The 18,417-nt window shown below is 70.6% G+C and carries 16 protein-coding genes and 1 pseudogene; 10 read left to right on the top strand and 7 right to left on the bottom strand.

Going from position 1 to position 18,417, the window contains the following annotated elements; translation table 11 throughout:
* Window positions 1-44 precede the first annotated feature (44 nt).
* The 6 genes from CM1CMNOD_RS17495 to leuA all read left to right on the top strand — a co-directional run bounded on the left by CM1CMNOD_RS17495 (window position 45) and on the right by leuA (window position 8,317).
* Window positions 45-1,871, top strand: a complete 1,827-nt coding sequence (locus CM1CMNOD_RS17495) for an acetolactate synthase large subunit (protein ID WP_013874919.1) — start codon at window positions 45-47, stop codon at window positions 1,869-1,871.
* A 15-nt stretch (window positions 1,872-1,886) separates the two neighbouring features.
* Window positions 1,887-2,411 (top strand): acetolactate synthase small subunit, encoded by a 525-nt coding sequence (ilvN, locus tag CM1CMNOD_RS17490; RefSeq protein ID WP_013874918.1) that lies wholly within the window; start codon window positions 1,887-1,889, stop codon window positions 2,409-2,411.
* A gap of 70 nt (window positions 2,412-2,481) precedes the next feature.
* The gene (ilvC, locus tag CM1CMNOD_RS17485) at window positions 2,482-3,483 is read left to right on the top strand and encodes a ketol-acid reductoisomerase (RefSeq protein ID WP_013874917.1); all 1,002 of its coding nucleotides are present in this window, start codon (window positions 2,482-2,484) and stop codon (window positions 3,481-3,483) included.
* A gap of 257 nt (window positions 3,484-3,740) precedes the next feature.
* On the top strand, window positions 3,741-5,330 hold the full coding sequence (gene serA / locus CM1CMNOD_RS17480; RefSeq protein WP_013874916.1) for a phosphoglycerate dehydrogenase: 1,590 nt from the start codon (window positions 3,741-3,743) through the stop codon (window positions 5,328-5,330).
* A gap of 248 nt (window positions 5,331-5,578) precedes the next feature.
* Window positions 5,579-6,340, top strand: coding sequence for a septum formation family protein (locus CM1CMNOD_RS17475; RefSeq protein WP_131772818.1), 762 nt, complete (start codon window positions 5,579-5,581; stop codon window positions 6,338-6,340).
* 267 nt (window positions 6,341-6,607) lie between these two features.
* Complete coding sequence (gene leuA, locus CM1CMNOD_RS17470) at window positions 6,608-8,317, top strand: 2-isopropylmalate synthase (RefSeq protein WP_043603983.1); 1,710 nt, start codon at window positions 6,608-6,610, stop codon at window positions 8,315-8,317.
* A 25-nt stretch (window positions 8,318-8,342) separates the two neighbouring features.
* Here the strand turns inward: leuA and CM1CMNOD_RS17465 are convergent, their stop codons facing one another.
* A complete protein-coding gene (locus CM1CMNOD_RS17465) occupies window positions 8,343-9,773 on the bottom strand; it encodes an EAL domain-containing protein (RefSeq protein WP_013874913.1) in 1,431 nt (476 codons plus the stop codon).
* A 529-nt stretch (window positions 9,774-10,302) separates the two neighbouring features.
* Between CM1CMNOD_RS17465 and CM1CMNOD_RS17460 the strand changes: the two genes are divergently transcribed.
* The 4 genes from CM1CMNOD_RS17460 to CM1CMNOD_RS17445 all read left to right on the top strand — a co-directional run bounded on the left by CM1CMNOD_RS17460 (window position 10,303) and on the right by CM1CMNOD_RS17445 (window position 14,172).
* Window positions 10,303-11,343: a 3-isopropylmalate dehydrogenase gene (locus CM1CMNOD_RS17460; RefSeq protein WP_013874911.1), complete on the top strand. Its 1,041-nt coding sequence runs from the start codon at window positions 10,303-10,305 to the stop codon at window positions 11,341-11,343.
* Window positions 11,344-11,604: 261 nt separating this feature from the next.
* On the top strand, window positions 11,605-12,534 hold the full coding sequence (gene ilvE, locus CM1CMNOD_RS17455; protein ID WP_013874910.1) for a branched-chain-amino-acid transaminase: 930 nt from the start codon (window positions 11,605-11,607) through the stop codon (window positions 12,532-12,534).
* A 447-nt stretch (window positions 12,535-12,981) separates the two neighbouring features.
* Window positions 12,982-13,368 (top strand): CBS domain-containing protein, encoded by a 387-nt coding sequence (locus tag CM1CMNOD_RS17450; protein WP_013874909.1) that lies wholly within the window; start codon window positions 12,982-12,984, stop codon window positions 13,366-13,368.
* Window positions 13,369-13,494: 126 nt separating this feature from the next.
* Window positions 13,495-14,172, top strand: coding sequence for a Crp/Fnr family transcriptional regulator (locus CM1CMNOD_RS17445; protein ID WP_043603981.1), 678 nt, complete (start codon window positions 13,495-13,497; stop codon window positions 14,170-14,172).
* Window positions 14,173-14,422: 250 nt separating this feature from the next.
* On the opposite strand, the gene CM1CMNOD_RS21940 is transcribed toward CM1CMNOD_RS17445, so the two are convergent.
* From CM1CMNOD_RS21940 to CM1CMNOD_RS17420, 6 genes and pseudogenes are all read right to left on the bottom strand, one after another.
* Complete coding sequence (locus tag CM1CMNOD_RS21940; protein WP_013874907.1) at window positions 14,423-14,572, bottom strand: hypothetical protein; 150 nt, start codon at window positions 14,570-14,572, stop codon at window positions 14,423-14,425.
* Between the two features lie 228 nt (window positions 14,573-14,800).
* On the bottom strand, window positions 14,801-15,643 hold the full coding sequence (locus CM1CMNOD_RS17440) for a DedA family protein (RefSeq protein WP_013874906.1): 843 nt from the start codon (window positions 15,641-15,643) through the stop codon (window positions 14,801-14,803).
* A 17-nt stretch (window positions 15,644-15,660) separates the two neighbouring features.
* Window positions 15,661-15,927, bottom strand: a pseudogene (locus tag CM1CMNOD_RS17435) (undecaprenyl-diphosphate phosphatase); the annotation flags it as partial.
* A gap of 106 nt (window positions 15,928-16,033) precedes the next feature.
* Window positions 16,034-16,489 carry a hypothetical protein gene (locus tag CM1CMNOD_RS17430; protein WP_013874904.1) on the bottom strand — a complete coding sequence of 152 codons (456 nt, stop codon included), beginning with the start codon at window positions 16,487-16,489 and terminating at the stop codon, window positions 16,034-16,036.
* A gap of 6 nt (window positions 16,490-16,495) precedes the next feature.
* Window positions 16,496-17,380 carry an ABC transporter permease gene (locus CM1CMNOD_RS17425; RefSeq protein WP_013874903.1) on the bottom strand — a complete coding sequence of 295 codons (885 nt, stop codon included), beginning with the start codon at window positions 17,378-17,380 and terminating at the stop codon, window positions 16,496-16,498.
* Window positions 17,377-18,357 carry an ABC transporter ATP-binding protein gene (locus CM1CMNOD_RS17420; RefSeq protein WP_013874902.1) on the bottom strand — a complete coding sequence of 327 codons (981 nt, stop codon included), beginning with the start codon at window positions 18,355-18,357 and terminating at the stop codon, window positions 17,377-17,379. The genes CM1CMNOD_RS17425 and CM1CMNOD_RS17420 overlap by 4 nt, the downstream gene beginning before the upstream one ends.
* Between the last annotated feature and the right edge of the window lie 60 nt (window positions 18,358-18,417).

Genomic DNA, 18,417 nt, shown 5'->3' with positions numbered 1-18,417 from the left:
CCACCCACCCGTCACCACCGTGGAACGTCAAGGAAGACGATCAGATGAGCAGTCAGATCACCGGAGCGCAGTCGCTGGTCCGTTCGCTGGAGGCCGCCGGGGCCGACGTGGTCTTCGGCATCCCCGGTGGCGCGATCCTCCCGGCGTACGACCCGTTGTACGACGCCGAGCACCTCCGGCACATCCTGGTCCGTCACGAGCAGGGCGCCGGGCACGCCGCCGAGGGCTACGCGCAGGCCACCGGACGGGTGGGCGTGTGCATCGCGACGTCCGGGCCGGGCGCGACGAACCTGGTCACGCCGATCGCGGACGCCTACATGGACTCGGTGCCCCTGGTGGCGATCACCGGCCAGGTGCCCAGCGGCGCGATCGGGACGGACGCGTTCCAGGAGGCCGACATCTGCGGCATCACCCTGCCGATCACCAAGCACAACTTCCTGGTGGCCTCCGCGGACGACATCCCGCGCACGATCGCCGAGGCGTTCCACCTCGCCTCGACCGGACGCCCCGGGCCGGTGCTCGTCGACCTGCCCAAGGACATCCTGCAGGCGACCACGTCGGTGCTGCCCGCCGACGTCTGGCCGCCCACGCTGTGCCTGCCCGGCTACCGGCCGGTGACCCGCCCGCACGGCAAGCAGATCCGCGAAGCGGCCCGGATGATCAGCGCGGCCCGTCGGCCGGTCCTCTACGTCGGCGGCGGGGTGCTCAAGGCGCGGGCCGCCGCCGAGCTGCGCACGCTCGCCGAGCTCACCGGCATCCCGGTGGTGACGACGCTGATGGCCCGCGGCGCGTTCCCCGACTCGCATCCGCAGCACCTGGGCATGCCGGGGATGCACGGGTCGGTCGCCGCGGTGACCGCCCTGCAGAAGTCCGACCTGCTGATCGCTCTCGGTGCCCGTTTCGACGACCGGGTGACGGGCAGGCTGTCCTCGTTCGCGCCGAAGGCCGCGGTCATCCACGCCGACATCGACCCGGCCGAGATCGGTAAGAACCGGGTGGCGGACGTGCCCATCGTGGGGGACTGCCGCGAGGTGATCGGCGATCTCGTCGCCGCGCTGCAGGGCGAGCCGCGGGCGGATCTCGCCGGCTGGTGGCGGCAGGTCGACGGCTGGCGCCGGACGTACCCGCTGGGCTACGACCGGCCGACGGACGGCTCGGTCGCTCCGCAGTACGTCATCGAGCGGCTTGGCAGGATCGCCGGCCCGGAGGCGCTGTACGTCGCCGGGGTCGGCCAGCACCAGATGTGGGCCGCGCAGTTCATCTCCTACGAGCACCCCTACACCTGGCTGAACTCGGGCGGGCTGGGCACGATGGGCTACGCGGTGCCGGCGGCGATGGGCGCCAAGGTCGGCCGGCCGGAGGCGACGGTGTGGGCGATCGACGGTGACGGCTGCTTCCAGATGACCAACCAGGAGCTGGCCACCTGCGCGCTGGAAGGCATCCCGATCAAGGTTGCGATCATCAACAACGGGTCGCTCGGCATGGTCCGGCAGTGGCAGACCCTGTTCTACGACCAGCGGTACTCCAACACCGACCTGGGCACCCGGCCGGACGGCGCCGGCACCAGCGCCGGCACCAGCGGCGGCCCCGGTGCCGGTGCCGCGTCCAGTGCCCCGCGGGGCGCGCGCCGGGTGCCGGACTTCGTGCGCCTCGCCGAGGCGCTCGGCTGCGTCGGTATGCGCTGCGAGTCGCCGGACGAGGTCGACGCCACGATCGACAAGGCCATGGCCATCGACGACGCGCCGGTCGTGGTGGACTTCGTCGTCCACCGGGATGCGATGGTGTGGCCGATGGTCGCCGCCGGCGCGAGCAACGACGAGATCAGGATCGCCCGGGACATCGCTCCCGATTTCGACTATGAAGAGGCTTAGGAAGAGGTTCAGGCCGTGAGCACGCACACCCTGTCGGTGCTGGTGGAGAACAAGCCCGGAGTGCTCGCCCGGGTCGCGGGGCTGTTCTCCCGGCGCGGCTTCAACATCGAGTCGCTCGCGGTCGGGCCGACCGAGCACGACGACATCTCCCGCATGACGATCGTCGTGTCCGTCGACGAGCTACCGCTCGAGCAGGTCACGAAGCAGCTCAACAAGCTGGTCAACGTCATCAAGATCGTCGAAATGGAGCCGTCGGCCGCGGTGCGACGGGAGCTGATCCTGATCAAGGTGCGGGCGGACCTGTCGGTCCGTTCGCAGGTGCTCGAAACCGTCCAGCTCTTCCGCGCGAAGGTGGTCGACGTCGCCCCGGAGGCGGTCACCGTGGAGGCCACCGGCACCCGCGACAAGCTCGACGCCCTCATCCGGATGCTCGAACCGTTCGGCATCAGGGAACTGGTCCAGTCCGGCATGGTCGCCCTCGGCCGAGGCCCGCGATCGATTACCGACCGTAGTCTGCGTGCTCTCGACCGGACGGCCTGAGGGTCATGAAGATCCCGTGGGCCCGGTTGCGCCGGGCCCACTGACGAAGAATCGAGGAGATTCGCCCACGATGGCCGAGATCTACTACGACGCGGACGCGTCGCTCGACAACATCACCAACCGTAAGGTCGCCGTTATCGGGTACGGCAGCCAGGGCCACGCCCACGCCCTCAACCTGCGCGACAGCGGCGTGGACGTCCGGGTCGGCCTGCCCGAGGGCAGCCGCAGCCGGGCGCGGGCCGCCGAGCAGGGCCTGCGGGTGCTCACCCCGGCCGAGGCGTCGGCCGAGGCAGATGTGATCATCCTGCTTGCGCCGGACACCACCCACCGTAAGATCTACGCGGAGTCCATCGCCCCCAACCTGTCGCCGGGCAAGGCGCTCGCGTTCGGCCACGGTTTCAACATCCGCTACGGGCTGATCGAGCCGCCGGCCGGGGTGGACGTGTTCATGGTCGCGCCGAAGGGCCCGGGGCACCTGGTTCGGCGGACCTTCACCGAGGGCAAGGGTGTTCCCGTGCTGGTCGCGGTCGAGGCGGACGCGTCGGGCGGCGCTCTCGCGCTCGCGCTCGCCTACGCCAAGGCGATCGGCGGCACCCGGGCCGGGGCGCTGCGCACGACCTTCACCGAGGAGACCGAGACCGACCTCTTCGGCGAGCAGGCTGTGCTCTGCGGCGGCGCGAGCGCCCTGGTACAGGCCGGTTTCGAAACGCTGGTCGAGGCCGGCTACCAGCCGGAGGTCGCCTACTTCGAGTGCCTGCACGAGCTCAAGCTGATCGTCGACCTGATGTACGAGGGCGGTATCAGCCGGATGCGGTACTCGATCTCGGACACGGCCGAGTACGGCGATGTCACACGCGGTCCGCGGATGATAACGCAGGCGGTGAAGGACGAGCTGCGCCGCATCCTCGGCGAGATCCGGGACGGCTCGTTCGCCCGGGAGTGGGTGGCCGAGGACGACGCGGGCCGCCCGCAGTTCACCAAGCTCGTCGAGGAGGGCAAGAAGCATCCGATCGAGCAGGTCGGCGCCCAGCTGCGGCCGCTGATGTCCTGGATCGCCGAGCCCGTCGACTGACACTCGCCGGGCGGCCTGGCCCGGTGGATCCGCGGCTGTCGTCGACCGCCGCGTCCGCCTGGCCAGGCCGTGGACACCAGGGATTTCCGGGCTGGACAGCCCCGGTACATCACCGACAGCGGCCCACAGTGGGTACGCTGGGCGGCGCTCACAACCTCCTGGCCCTGTACCTCGGGTGTCCTCGTCGTCGCCCGTCGTCGCGTCCGCTGTCCTTCTGACCCGCCGTCCCGCCGGCCGTCTTCCCAAGGAGCCTCACCGTGCCCGTCGTCCTGGTTGCCGAGGAGCTGTCGCCGGCCGGGCTGGAACTGCTGTCCGGCGAGTTCGAGGTCCGCCATCTCGACGGAACCGACCGGGCCGCCCTGCTGGGCGCGATCCCCGAGGCCGACGCCCTGATCGTGCGCAGCGCGACCAGGGTGGACGCGGAGGTGCTCGCCGCCGCCCGTTCGCTGAAGGTCGTCGCCCGGGCGGGGATCGGGCTGGACAACGTCGACGTCGTCACCGCCACCACCCGCGGTGTGATGGTCGTCAACGCCCCGCTGTCGAACATCGTCAGTGCCGCCGAGCACGCCGTCGCGCTGCTGGCGGCGGTGGCCCGCCGCATCCCGGCGGCCAACGCCGCGCTGCGCGGCGGTGAGTGGAAGCGCTCGAAGTACGTCGGCGTCGAGCTCGCGGACAAGACCGCGGGCGTGGTGGGGCTCGGGCGCATCGGCCTGCTGGTCGCGCAGCGGCTGGCCGCCTTCGGCATGAAGATCGTCGCCTACGACCCCTACGTCTCGGTGGGCCGCGCCGCCCAGCTGGGGGTGCGCCTGGTCGACCTCGACGAGCTGCTGCGGATCAGCGACGTCATCACGATCCACCTGCCGAAGACGCCGGAGACGATCGGCCTCATCGGCCGGGACGAGCTCGAGCGGGTCAGGCCAGGCGTGATCATCATCAACGACGCCCGGGGCGGGCTCGTCGACGAGGAGGCCCTGGCCGACGCGGTCCGGGACGGCCGGGTGGGCGGCGCCGGCATCGACGTGTTCGCCACCGAGCCGACCACCTCCTCGCCCCTGTTCGAGCTGGACAACGTGGTGGTCACCCCGCACCTGGGGGCGTCCACCGCGGAGGCCCAGGAGAAGGCCGGGGTCGCGGTGGCCCGGTCGGTGCGCCTGGCGCTGCGCGGCGAGTTCGTCCCGGACGCGGTGAACGTGCAGGCGGGCGGGGTCGTGGCCGAGGACGTCCGCCCGGGGCTGCCGCTCGCGGAGAAGCTCGGCCAGCTGTTCACCGGCCTTGCCGGTGGCCTCGCCGCCGCGATCACCGTCGAGGTCCGCGGCGAGATCGTCGCCCACGACGTGTCGGTGCTGCAGCTCGCCGCGCTCAAGGGCGTGTTCACCGACGTGATCGAGGAGCCGGTCACCTACGTCAACGCGCCGCTGCTCGCGAAGGACCGGGGCGTCGACGTCGCGCTGGAGACGTTCGAGGAGAGCCCCGACTATCGCAACCTCGTCACCGTCCGTGGCGTGCTCGCGGACGGGACGCCGGTGTCGGTGAGCGGCACGCTGACCGGCCCCCGGCAGGTCGAGAAGGTCACCGCGATCGACGACTTCGAGGTGGACATCCGGCCCCAGGCACACCTGGCCTTCTTCCGGTACGAGGACCGTCCGGGGGTGGTCGGCGCGGTCGGCGCGCTGCTGGGCGAAGCCCAGATCAACATTGCCGGCGCGCAGGTCAGCCGTCGCAAGGCCGGTGGTGAGGCACTGATGTCACTCTCGCTCGACGACACGGTGCCCGTGGACGTCCTGACCGAGATCGCCAAGATCATCGGAGCGTCGGCGGCCCGGTCGGTCAGCCTCCACAGCCAGTGACCAGCCGGTGAGGAGCCGATCCGGCGAGGAGCCGACAAGGCACCGGTGACCGGGGCCGTCCGGCCGGTTGCGCACCGAGGCCGGACGGCCCGGTCACCGCCGTCCATCGCGGTGTGCCACGGGTCGTGGTGACCTGGCCCCTGGTTCGGTGGCCATGGTGTGGGAAACGAGTCCCTGGGTTTACCGTGAAAGCCACGGCTCGGGACGGTCGGGACCCGTTCGAGGGGTTGCACCTCGATGACACTTTCGTGCGCTCCGCGCGCTTCATCGAGCCGTCAGCCGATGAACGCCTGGCAGCCTCCGGCGAGGCCGCGCGCGGCCGCTGCCGGGTGGAACCCGTCCGGTCGAAAGGGCAGCGGGTGTTCTACCGCTGGATGTGGACGCCGGGTTCCCCGCGTCGCCGCCGCGCCACCCGACTGGTGGCGTTCCTGACGCTGCTCGCCGGAATGGCGGGTCTCGCTCTCTTCCTGCTCCGCAACAATCCGCGCGCGGCGGTGGTGTCCGCTCCGGCACCCTCGGCCGGCACCCCGGTCCGGATGCAGGAGCCCGGTTTCGCCGACTCGGCGGCGGCCGCCACCAGCCCGGCGACGAGCCCGGCCGTGCTCTCCGTCCCGGCGCAGCGGTTCGTGCTCGATCCCACCCTGCTCGGCGAGCTGCGGCCGGGGGACTGCCTGCTGTGGGCACCGGATTCGGCACACGAGGTCACTCCCACCAAGGTGGGCTGCGACCAGCCGCACCTCGACCAGGTGACGGGGGTGGTCGATCTGGCCGCGCCCTTCCCCGGCTGGCCGGGCCGGCCGGCCCTGGACGCCGCCACCGCCAGGGACTGCGTGGCCGCCGCGCGCGCCCTCTTCGGCGACACCGGCAGCGTCCCCGGCCTGAAGGTCGCCTCGATCTATCCGGAGGAGAGCGCCTGGCAGGCCGGCACCCACGCGCTGGTGTGTACTGTGCGGGCCGACGATCTGCGGCCGCGGGTTGGCCCGGCGCCGGTCGTGGGCCTGCCGACCTGATCTCACCGGTCCCTCGGGGCGGTGTGGGGGACGGTGTGAGCCGTCGGGTAGTAAGCTCGCCGCAGTATGCGCACGCTTCTGCTTCTTAGTCGCCGCGGCGGGGCCTGAGACAGGTCGGCTTCCTCGTCGCGGGGTTGTTGGTGCGCGCTGGCCGCCGCAGGTTTTCTCCCGAAGCAGGAGCGGTAGAAGCTAGTGACTACTTCACGGCAGTTTCCCGGTTCGCATATTCCCGGCGCGCAGTCTCCCGGCTCACAGCGGCCTTCCGGTATGCCCGTCGACAAGTACCGGCCGTTCGTCCCGGTCGACCTCCCCGACCGGACATGGCCGAACCGGACGATCACCCGCGCGCCCCGGTGGTGCAGCGTGGACCTTCGCGACGGCAACCAGGCGCTGATCGACCCGATGACCCCGGCGCGCAAGACGCAGATGTTCCAGCTGCTGGTGCGGATGGGCTACAAGGAGATCGAGGTCGGCTTCCCCGCCGCCAGCCAGACGGACTTCGACTTCATCCGGCAGCTCGTCGAGGGCGGGCACATCCCCGACGACGTCACCGTCCAGGTGCTCACCCAGGCCCGGGAGGAGCTGATCGAACGCACGGTCCGCGCGGTCGTCGGCGCGCCGAACGTGCTCGTGCACCTGTACAACTCGACGTCGACGCTGCAGCGCCGGGTGGTGTTCGGGCTCGACCGGGCCGGCATCACCGACATCGCCGTCCAGGGCGCGCAGTGGTGCGCCCGGTACGCGGAGAAGCTGCTGGCGGGCACGGACGTCCGCTGGCAGTACAGCCCGGAGTCGTTCACCGGGACCGAGCTGGACTACGCCCTGGAGGTCTGCGAGGCGGTCATGGACGTCTGGCAGCCCACCGCGGACCGGCCGGTCGTGCTGAACCTGCCGGCGACGGTGGAGATGTCCACGCCCAACGTCTACGCCGACCAGATCGAGTGGATGTCACGCAACCTGACCCGGCGGGACGCGGTCGTGCTGTCCCTGCACCCGCACAACGACCGTGGCTGTGCCGTGGCCGCCGCGGAGCTCGGGGTGCTGGCGGGCGCCGACCGGGTCGAGGGATGCCTGTTCGGCAACGGCGAGCGCACCGGCAACGTCTGCCTGGTGACCCTGGGGATGAACCTGTTCTCCCAGGGCATCGACCCGGAGATCGACTTCGGCGGCATCGACGAGATCCGCCGGACCGTGGAGCACTGCAACCAGATCCCGGTGCACCCCCGGCATCCCTACGGCGGCGACCTCGTCTACACCGCCTTCTCCGGCTCCCACCAGGACGCCATCAAGAAGGGCTTCGAGGCGATGGAACGGACCGGGCAGCGGCTGTGGGAGGTGCCCTACCTGCCCATCGACCCGAAGGACGTCGGCCGCTCCTACGAGGCCGTGATCCGGGTGAACAGCCAGTCGGGCAAGGGCGGCGTCGCCTACCTGCTGAAGGCGGAGCACTCCCTGGACCTGCCCCGCCGGTTGCAGATCGAGTTCTCCCACGTCGTGCAGCGTCACACCGACGACATCGGCGGCGAGGTGACCGGCGAGGAACTGTGGGAGATCTTCTCCCGGGAGTACTTCCTGACCGGCGACGCCTCCGACGCCCCGCTGGAGCTGCTCGGCTCCCGGACCACCGCCGCGCACGGGGAACGCGACGAGGTCCGGGTTTCGGTGCGTATCCACGGCGGTGAGGAGGTTCTCAGCGGCACCGGCAACGGGCCGATCGACGCGTTCGTCGCCGCGCTGCGCACCCGGGACGTCGAGGTACGCGTCCTCGACTACCACGAGCACGCCCTGGGCTCGGGCGCGGACGCGCGGGCCGCGGCCTATCTCGAGGTCGCGGTGGGGGACAGGGTGTTCTGGGGCGTGGGGGTCGACCCGAACATCGTCACCGCGTCCCTGCGCGCGGTGGTGAGCGCGGTCAACCGGGCCGCGCGGGACCAGCAGCGCATCGCCCCCGGCATCCAGGCCGCCACGGGTATCTGAGGGCCTCTGGCCGTGACCATCTGGGTCACGCTCCCGCGGCCGGGCCGTGGCTCGGACGCGCCGCCGCCCGCTCCACCACGACCCGGTCGGTGGCCCGATTCGCGGCCCAGGCCGTGGCCCGGTTCGTGGCCGCCAGCTCCACGGCCTGCTCCGGGGCCTTCCCGCGCGGCTGTGGACGGTCGTGCTCCGGTGGCCGCGGGCGTCCGCCGGACATCTCCGCCAGCCGGAGCATCAGCCGTTCGATCCGGACCAGGCCGACCGGTCGGCCCAGCTCGGTGACCACCACGACCGGGTCGAAGCGCAGCGCCGGCGCGCGGCTCATCGCCCGGCGCGCCACGTCCACGATGTGTTCGTCGGGCCGGGCGACCATGCTGGCCGGCACCCGCCGGGCCGCGGCGGCGCCGGGGGCGACGGGCAGCTGCAGTGCCACCGGCTGGTGGCGCCGGTTCACGACGACGACCGCGCCGCGACCAGCGCCAACACCGCCGCCCGGGTGGTGTGGCTGTGCCGGCGGGTCGGGCCACCAGGCCGACGACGCGGAGGTGCCCCGGTGCGGCGGCCGGCCGTCCCCGACGCGGATCCGTACCTGTTCGAGCAGGCTGCCCACCCCCTCGCCGCGCCCGGTCCGCTGGGCGAGCAGCCGGATGCGCCTGGCGACCGCGGGGTCGAGGCGCTGCCAGTTCTGTGCGGGGCGGCCGAGATACCAGCCCTGCCCGAGCGGGACGCCGAGCCCGACGAGCACGGCCAGCTCCTCGTCGCGCTCGATGCCCTCGGCGATCACCCAGGCGTCCAACCTGCGGGCGAAGACGTTGACCAGTTCGGTCAACGTCCGCCGCACCTGGTCGCCGTCGGCGCGGGCGACCAGCTCCCGGTCGAGTTTGACCAGGTCGGGGTGGACCCTGGCGATCTGGCGCAGCCCCGCGTAGCCGGACCCGACGTCGTCCATGGCGATGCGGCCGCCGCGCTCGCGCAGCGCCTGGATGGTGGTGGCCAGCTCGGGGGTCCGCTCGGCGCTGACCGTCTCGTTGAACTCCAGGACGAGCCGGCTGAGGTCGGCGTCGGCCCAGACCGAGGCAACCTCCGTGGTGGTCAGCAGGTTCGGCATGACGTTGACGCTGAGGAAGCAGTCGGGTGGCAGCCGTTCGCGGGCCGCCAGTGCCGCGCGCAGCACCCTGGCCTCGAAGCGGGCGGCGACCCCGGCGCGCTCGGCGGCGGCGAACCACAGGTCGGGCGAGGGCGCCGCGGCCGTCCCGAAACGCGCCAGTGCCTCGTACCCGGCGATGACACCACGCCGGAGATCGACGATCGGCTGGAAGACGATGCGCGGCTGCCCCGGATCGGCCAGCGCGTCGCGCAGCGCGTCGGACCACTCGTCCGCGGAACCGGTCGCGCGGACGGGACCGGTCACGCGGTGGGTGGCGGAGCGGACCGGTGGTGGCGTTGTTTCAACGATCATGCGTCGTACACTCCCTTGTGCCGTCGCATGCCACGCGTGCCCGACCGGGGGAGATGCCCGCTCACCTCCAGCCGGTTACGGAGCTGCTTGCCGAGGCGGTTGTGGTATGTGATCGGTGCACTGTACGTGAGGACCCGTGAGGACCTTTGCCGCCATCGGCGATTCATCGTGCGTGTCGCGCGCCCCGCGCCCATCCCGGGCATTTTCCGGCCGTCCGGAGGAAGTACGCGGAAAATCTTCGCGGAGAATCATGAGGAAATGTATGTCGAAAGCTTCGGCGTACATTTTGTCTGATTTTTCAGTATGTTTCCTGCGATCTGCCGGGACGTGCCGCGGCGCGCATGCCTGATCATCGAAGACACCGTCGCCGACAGATGACCCGCACCCGCGGCGCGGTGGGCCCGGCGCGGTGGGCCCGGCGCGGCGCGAACGTGGTGTGAGCGTGCTGCGAACACGCCACGAAGGCCCGCCACGGCTGCGGGCGGGGGCGGGCACCGCGGGTGAGGGATGACGGATTACAGTCGCGTTCATGAGGCTTGCGGTCATCGGCGGGGACGGTATCGGTCCAGAGGTCGTCGCGGAGGGCCTGCGTGTCCTGCGTGTCATCGAGCCCAAGGTGGAGGCCGCCGACTACGACCTGGGCGCGCGCCGCTGGTACGCCACCGGCGAGACCCTGCCGGACTCGGTGCTCGCCGAACTGCGCGAGCACGACGCGATCCTGCTCGGCGCGGTCGGCGACCCCGGCGTGCCCAGCGGCATCCTCGAACGCGGGCTGCTGCTGCGGCTGCGCTTCGAGCTCGACCATCACGTCAACCTGCGCCCGGTACGGCTGTACCCGGGCGTGGCCACGCCGCTGGCCGGCGAGCACACCATCGACATGGTGGTGGTGCGGGAGGGCACCGAGGGCCCGTACGCGGGCGCCGGCGGCACCCTGCGCCGCGGCACTCCGTACGAGGTGGCCACCGAGGAGAGCCTCAACACCCGTTTCGGCGTCGAGCGCGTCGTACGGGACGCGTTCCACCGGGCGCGGGCGCGTCCCCGGCGGCGGCTCACCCTCGTCCACAAGACGAACGTCCTGACCAACGCCGGGGACCTCTGGCTGCGCACGGTCGCCGAGGTCGCCCCCGAGTTCAGCGAGATCCAGATCGACTACCAGCACGTGGACGCGGCCTCGATGTTCTTCGTCACGGATCCCGGGCGTTTCGACGTGGTCGTGACCGACAACATGTTCGGGGACATCCTCACCGACATCGGCGCGGCGATCACCGGCGGTATCGGGCGGGCTGCCAGCGGCAATCTCGACCCGTCCGGGAAGAACCCGAGCATGTTCGAGCCGGTGCACGGCAGCGCGCCGGACATAGCCGGGCAGGGGATCGCCGACCCGACCGCCACCGTGCTGTCGGTCGCGATGCTGCTGGCGCATCTGGGCCGGGCGGAGGACGCCGCCCGGGTGGAGGCGGCGGTCGCCGCGTCCCTGGCCGAGCGTTCCCGGCCGCGCAACGGCTACCTGCACGACCAGATCTCCACGCGGGAGGTCGGGGAGGACCTGGCGGCGCGGGTCGCAGGCTGAGCCGGCCGGGCCGTCTGGGCTGGTTGCGCCGGTAGGCGGGCCCGCTCCGGACGGCTGCGCGGCCCGTCCGGAACCGTCCGTTGTCGTTCCTGCTCAGAAGGTGGTTATCCGTACGCGAGCTGATGCGAGCGGCCGGAGAAACGCTATTCTTTGAAGAGCCGTAGATCCGGTACGACGGCAGCCGACGGGGCCCGACCACGGCGAAGATCGGCGCGATCGTCACTCGCCCACACGCTTCGTCGCATACGCCTGGAGTCACCCGTGCCCATCACACCGACATCGAAGATCTGGATGAGCGGCCAGTTCGTCGACTGGGACGACGCCCACATCCACGTGCTCAACCCGACGCTGCATTACGGCTGGGGTGTCTTCGAGGGCATCCGCGCCTACCCCACCGCCCGCGGCAGCGCCGTGTTCCGGCTGACCGACCACATCGCGCGGCTGTACCGCAGCGCCAAGATCTACATGATGGAGCCGTCGTTCACGCAGGACGAGCTCGTCGCCGCCGTCAAGGAGACGGTCGCCGTCAACAGGGTCGACGCCTGCTACATCCGGCCGCTGATCTACCTCGGGTACGGGGAGATGGGTCTCAACCCGCTGCCCTCCTCGATCGAGGTGATGGTCGCGGTCTGGCCCTGGGGCGCCTACCTCGGCGCCGACGCGGAGGAGAACGGCTGCCGGGCCACCGTGTCCACCTGGCGCCGCAACGACAACAACATCATTCCGCCGGCGGCCAAGGCGTCCGGGCAGTATCTCAACTCGTCGCTGGCCAAGGTCGCGGCGCTCAAGGCCGGTTACGACGAGGCCATCCTGACCAGCCCCAACGGGAACGTCGCCGACGGGTCGGGCGAGAACGTCTTCATTGTCTCGGAGGGCAGGCTGATCACCCCGCCGCTCAGCGACGGGCCGCTCGGCGGCATCACCCGGGCGTCCATCATGCAGATCGCCGCGGACCAGGGGTACGAGGTCCGCGAGCAGCACATCGTCCGCACCGACCTGTACCTGGCGGACGAGGCGTTCTTCACCGGGACGGCGGCCGAGATGGTGCCGATCGTCGAGATCGACGACCGCCCGGTCGGGGCGGGCCGCCCCGGCCCGATCACCCGCGAGCTGCTTGAGCTGTTCCACCAGGCGACCCGCGGGGAGATCGACCGTTACAAGAACTGGAACGAGCTCGTCCAGGAGCGGTAGGGCTCCGCGGACCGTCTCCGGCGGATCGTCAGTCGCGCCCGGGCCAGTGCCTGGACGGGGTCGATATCCACCGGAGATGGTCTGGCTCCGGTCGGCCGGGGCATGTCGTGACGGCCGGCCTGCCGGCTGGCCGGTACGTCTGACCGCACTGTCGTGTGATCATGCTTTCGCACAGCCGTCGCGGCCGGGTGGCACGAGCGGATGCCACGGGGCCGGCGGGCGGGATACGGCCGTGTTCCGCCCGGATGCCGGCCTTGTTCGGCTTGGGTTCGGCTCGGGTTCTGCCTGGGTTCCGCCCGGGTTCCATCCGGGTTCTGCCCAGGTTTCATCCAGGTTCCGCCCACGGACCGTTGTTTGTCGTGACGGTCTGGTCAGCGGACCATTCCGCGCCTACTCTCTCCTGTCAGGCTCTTTTTCACAAGTGCACAAGCCCCGGGGAGAGGCGTGATGCGGGTTTCCGACGGGATGACCAGTCCGGTACTCATGATCGGCCCGAACCACACCCTGCGTCAGGCGGCGCGGCTGATGGCAGCCCGGAAGGTGGGCGCGGCCATTGTGCGGGACGTCGACGGCGAGGGGTACACCATCCTGACCGAACGTGATGTTCTGATGTCGGTGGCGGCCGGCCAGAACCCGGACGTCGAACTGGTCGGAGATCATGTAGCCCGGGACGTCGTGTTCGCCGATCCCGGCTGGCCGCTGACGGAGGCCGCCGGCGCGATGCTGCGTGGCGGGTTCCGGCACCTGATCGTCTGCGACCGGGGTGACGTGGCCGGCGTGTTGTCCATGCGCGATGTAGTGCGTTGTTGGAGCGACCAGCGTGTGTCCGTTTAGGGAGCGGTGTGCCGCTGTTTGGTTGACTGTTCCTTCTGCGTCGTTTTTTGCTCCATCGACGCACATCACTGCACAAGGGGGGCACCGGGCGCCCACATTTCCCGACATTGGCGCTACGGTCACGGTGTGCAGGAGGAAGAGGTAGTCGCGCTGCTGCGGGCGACCACGTTGCTGAAGGAACTGGACGAGCCGGCCCTGGCGCGTCTCGCCGCACGATCCGTCGTGCGTCGATATCGCCGCGGTCAGGTTGTGCTTACTGAAGGTGATCCCGCTGACACGTTGCTCGTAGTGGCCTCCGGCCGCCTGAAGGTACTCACGACCGCCGACGACGGCCGTGACCACGTCCTGAACATTGCCGGTCCCGGCGACACCCTTGGCGAGCTCAACATCGTCGAGGCCGGCCCGCGCTCGGCCAGCGTCGAGGCGCTGGAACCCAGCGAGGCCGTCGTCCTCGACCGAGCCGCCGTGTGGGAGCTGGTCCGGGAGCGCCCGGCCGTCGCCGAACAGCTCATCCGGGCACTGGTGGCTCACGTCCGCCGGCTGACCGGGGCAAACGCCGACCTGGTCTTCCTCGACCTGCCTCGGCGTGTCGCCAAGCTGCTGCTGATGCGGATGCGGGAGTCCGGGCGTCCGCTGATCGAACTGGGCCTGACCCAGACCGAGATCGCCTCCCTGCTGGGTGGCTCACGCCAGTCGGTCAACCAGGCCCTGCGAGAGTTCGAGAAGCGCAACTGGATCCTCGCCGAGGGTCAGACCGTCACCATCCTCCAGGTCGAACGCCTACGCCGCTTCGCCGGCGACTGAGGGCGACAGCGGCCTTCCCCAGATCGTGGCTTCGCCGCGATCTGGGGACCCCGGGCTCTTGAGCGGGCTGTCGTCCGGAGTTTTCGGATCATCTGATGATGATCCGAAAGGCGAAGGTCGGTTTGGCCGTGTGGCGATCTGGGGCTCTGGGTTCTTAGGGGTCGTCGGGTAGCGGCGGATCATCCAGCGGCATCGCCGTACCCGCCTCCCGTTGACCCGCCGATCCCGCGCCGACCATCCAGATAAATGATCATGTCTGCGCCAGCGCCACCGATGGATCGACCCTCTCCGCGTCCGGGGCGACGATCATCCCCCAATGATCGTTGTGGCCTTGTGGATCGACCCGCCGGTAGTCGACCACGGCCGGCAATAACAGCGGGGTGACGTACGCCTGGTCCACGCGTACACGCCTGGCGCCGGTGGGCTGGCGCAGCGGAGGGATCACACCGCGCGTCCGCGAGATGGGCAGCGACGTCGAGGAGCCCGCCCTGCCGCAGTACCTGTCCGATGGTGTTCGCCCGGGGCGGAGCGTCCGGATCCGGCGACGACAGGGCGCGGGACGAGCGGTTGTAGGGCGGTATCCGCACCCAGTCCGGTTCCGGGTCGCCGAGTGGGCAGTGGGTTGATGTCACCGGCGATCGAAGCCGATGAGTTCGTGGATTCTCGATGCGCTTTGGCGAGGAACCCGAGTGGCTGCAAGCGCTGTCCCGGCCGTTGAGGAAGGTTGTGAATGTCTGGATCGCGCCGAGGAAGGAGGAAGTGGAGGAAGGTGGTGCGAGGCCGGGCCGCTCACCGGTCCCGCGGGGGGGGGAGAGATGGGCGGGTCGTGGTTGGTGACGTGGTGGTGTCGGCGGTGGAGGTGCATGCCGACCGCGACGGCGAGGATGAGGACGAGCAGGCCGGTGGAGGCCCATCCGGCAGCCTTCTCGACGGTCGCGTAGGAGGCGCCGGCGCCGTAGCCGAGCAGGGTGAACCCGACGCCCCAGAGCAGGCCACCAGCGGCGTTGAAGGCGAGGAACCGCCGGTAGGGCAGGTGGGACTGGCCCGCCAGTTCCGGCATGACCGCGCGCAGGAAGGCGGTGAAACGTCCGAGGAACACCGCTCGCCCGCCGCGGGCCCGCAGGTAGGCGAGGGCCCGGTCGAAGTCTGGGCGGCGGTGGCGTAGAAGTGGAAGAGTCAGGATCCGTTCGCCGAAGTGCCGGCCGACCTCGTAGCTCACGGAGTCGCCGACAATCGCGGCGACGACCACGACGGCGGCCATGCCGGTCAGGCTGACCGCGTGCTGGCTGGCCAGGACCCCGCCCAGGACGACGGCGGTCTCACCGGGCAGCACGAACCCGACGAAGACCGCGGCCTCGGCGAACGCGAGAACCCCGACCAGGGTGTAGGCAGCTGGTCCGTGCAGGACGAGCAGGTGGTGCAGCACCCCACCACCGGCCGCCGTAACCGCAGTCGCCGTAGCCGTGCTCATCGAGACCGGGCCGGTGGAGTGAGGAAGATCCGGATGATGCGGGCCCGGTCGGACCGGAAAAAGATCAGTAGGGCGGCGGTGGCCACGTGCAGCCCGACGACGAACGCCAGGTAGGGCGAGTCCTCGCTGTTGCCCGATGCGTTCTCGGTCACCAGGTGCTGCCAGGAACCGCCGATCAGCGCGGGTACCAGCACCGAGTGGCCCAGGCTGGAGACCGGGAACAGCTCGGTGATTCCTTGCAGGAGTCCGATGACGCCCGCTTGCGGGTACGTCAGTTCATGCACGACCGCGTCTCCGCTCGTCGGAGCGGCTCGCCCGCCCGCCGCTGAGTTGTCACAAGCGCTCCCGGACGGGCGCCGGGCCGCCCGGGTTTTCCGCCTCGTGTGGCGTTCATGTGGTGTCGAAGCAGCCGTCGAACTCGAACACCGGGTTGATCACATTTTTACCGGTGGAGGTCTGGATCATGATCGGGCCGACGATTTTGGTGGGGCCGCCGGCCTGGTAGCAGCCGTTGGAGCGGACCTGGAGTTCGAACTTGCCGTTTTGGGCCCTGCCGGCCTCGTCGGTCCAGCCGACCTGGCAGATCCAGTCGCTGCCGGCGCCCCTGTCGTGCGATCCGGGGGTGCTTCGGTGGCAGTCGGGTTTGACGGCGGCGGGGGTGAGCCCGGGGTGGCCGAGCAGGGCCTGCTGCTGGACGTAGAGGTTGGTGAAGACGGGGCCGACCGAGGCTTCGACGCGGGGCCGGGTGACGTCGGTGGCGCAGCCGGCGAGGGCGGCGGTCAGCGCGGTGACGGCGCCGACGGCGACGGCCGCGCGGATCAGCCGGTTGGAGGTGGGACGGGGCATGGCGGGTCAGCCTCCGGTGATGTCGCGGCGGCGCAGCGCCGTGTAGGCGATGGCCAGGCAGATGAGGATGTAGCCGATGCTGACGAGCGTGCCGTCGCGGAGCGGGCCGTAGTAAGGGTGCGCGGCGAGCAGGCCGTGCCAGGCGTCGAACGGGGTGACCAGCAGCAGGTGGCGGATCGTGTCGGCACCGTTGAGGAAGGCGTAGAGCTGCATGAGCAGACCGAGGATGATCGGTCCGACGATCCCGGCGGGGCTGCTGCGGGTCAGCACCGACAGCATGATCCCCAACGCGGTGAAGCCGAGCAGGGGCGGCAGCGTGCTCGCCCAGGCGGCGAGGATCAGCCCGGCGGTGCGTCCCGACGGCAGCAGGGTGCCCGACAGGCTCTCCAGCGGCTGGTGGCCGACGAGGAGCACCCCGGCGGCCAGGCAGCTCAGCGCGAGGACGGCGAGGAGGAGCACCGCGAAGGTTGCCGCGGCGAGCGCCTTGGCCCAGAAGATCTGGGTGCGGCTGTGGGAGCGGGTGAGGATCGTCTTCCAGGTGCCGTGCTGGTCCTCGCTGGCGAAGATGTCGCCGGCGACGAGGCTGGTGAGCAGCGGGAACACCCATTGGGCGGCGAACCCGAGAACGAGCAGCGGGGTCGCGAAGCCGCTGGCGTGCACCCACCGGCCGTACAGGGTGTCCTTCGGCAGGCGGTCCTGTCGATCGAGCAGCACCACGAACACGAACGGCGCGACGAGGCAGACGGCGAGCGTGACGCGGGTGCGGGCCTGAGCGGCGAGTTTCGTGATCTCCCACCGGTAGGCGGTGACCACCCGGCCACGGCCGACTGGCCGGGGGCGGACCGTCGCGGGCGGTACCGGGGCTGTGGCGGTGGTGGCTGGGGTGGTCACGAGGTCACTCCGGTGAGGGTGTCCGGCTGGGTCTGGGCGGGCGCGTCGAAACCGGCATCCGGGTCGGTTTCGGTGAGCATGAAGAACAGCGACTCCAGCGGCGCGATCTCCAGGTGAAGGGCGCGGACCGCCAGGTTGGACCGGCCGAGGGCGATGATGTAGGCGTCCGCGTCGGCGGCCTGGGCGCGCAGCGCCAGACCGCCATCGGGATGGACGGAGACGGCCACTGCCCGATGGCCGGCGGCCAGGCGCAGCGCCTGCTCGTCGTCGCTGGTCATCAGCCGATGGGACGGGTCTGGAGCCTGGGCGCGCAGTTGGTCGATCGAGCCGTGGTAGACCACCCGGCCGGTGCGCATGATGGTGACGTTGTCGCAGATCTCCTCGACCTCGTCCATGTTGTGGCTGCTCAGCAGCACGGTCAGCCCCCCGGCGGCAAGCTGTTTGACCAGGGCGCGCATGTCCCGGATGCCAGCGGGGTCCAGGCCGTTCGCCGGCTCGTCGAGCACGAGTAGCCGCGGGTCGCGCAGCAGCGACGCGGCGACCCCGAGGCGCTGGCGCATCCCGAACGAGTAGCCCCCGACCTTGTCATCCGCCCGTCCGGCGAGGTCGACGACGTCGAGCACCTCGTCGATCCGGCTGTCCGCCCCGCCGCCGTCCAGGCCGGCCAGCAGGTTCAGGTTCCGCCGGCCGGACAGGTAGGGGTAGAACCGCGGACTCTCGATGAACCCGGCGACCCCATCCAACATCGACGGGCCGGCATCCCCCCAGGTCCGGCCGAACACCCGCAACGTCCCGGCGTCCGGACGGATCAGCCCGAACAGCATCCGCAGGAACGTCGTCTTCCCGGCGCCGTTCGGGCCGAGGATCCCGTACACCTCCCCGACATCCACCCGCAGATCAACATGATCCACCGCGGTGAGACCACCGAAACGTTTGACCAGCCCGGAAGCCTCTACCGCCGGAACGCCGACCGCCATACGTCCTCCCGTCGAACATCCACATGTCTACTACTCAGTGAATAGTAGACCGTCGATGGA

Origin of the sequence: Protofrankia symbiont of Coriaria myrtifolia, assembly GCF_900634755.1 — a bacterium.
Taxonomy (GTDB): domain Bacteria; phylum Actinomycetota; class Actinomycetes; order Frankiales; family Frankiaceae; genus Protofrankia; species Protofrankia coriariae.
The sequence above is the reverse complement of the archived record's forward strand: the minus strand, read 5'-3'. Positions and strand labels throughout refer to the sequence as shown.

Excerpts from the sequence above, each read along its gene's own strand:
- CM1CMNOD_RS17465 (WP_013874913.1), bottom strand. The coding sequence starts at position 9,773 with ATGATCGTTGAAACAACGCCACCACCGGTCCGCTCCGCCACCCACCGC.
- CM1CMNOD_RS17460 (WP_013874911.1), top strand. The coding sequence starts at position 10,303 with ATGAGGCTTGCGGTCATCGGCGGGGACGGTATCGGTCCAGAGGTCGTC.
- CM1CMNOD_RS17420 (WP_013874902.1), bottom strand. The coding sequence starts at position 18,357 with ATGGCGGTCGGCGTTCCGGCGGTAGAGGCTTCCGGGCTGGTCAAACGT.
- ilvC (WP_013874917.1), top strand. The coding sequence starts at position 2,482 with ATGGCCGAGATCTACTACGACGCGGACGCGTCGCTCGACAACATCACC.
- CM1CMNOD_RS17450 (WP_013874909.1), top strand. The coding sequence starts at position 12,982 with ATGCGGGTTTCCGACGGGATGACCAGTCCGGTACTCATGATCGGCCCG.
- CM1CMNOD_RS17495 (WP_013874919.1), top strand. The coding sequence starts at position 45 with ATGAGCAGTCAGATCACCGGAGCGCAGTCGCTGGTCCGTTCGCTGGAG.
- CM1CMNOD_RS17430 (WP_013874904.1), bottom strand. The coding sequence starts at position 16,489 with ATGCCCCGTCCCACCTCCAACCGGCTGATCCGCGCGGCCGTCGCCGTC.
- leuA (WP_043603983.1), top strand. The coding sequence starts at position 6,608 with ATGCCCGTCGACAAGTACCGGCCGTTCGTCCCGGTCGACCTCCCCGAC.
- CM1CMNOD_RS17440 (WP_013874906.1), bottom strand. The coding sequence starts at position 15,643 with ATGAGCACGGCTACGGCGACTGCGGTTACGGCGGCCGGTGGTGGGGTG.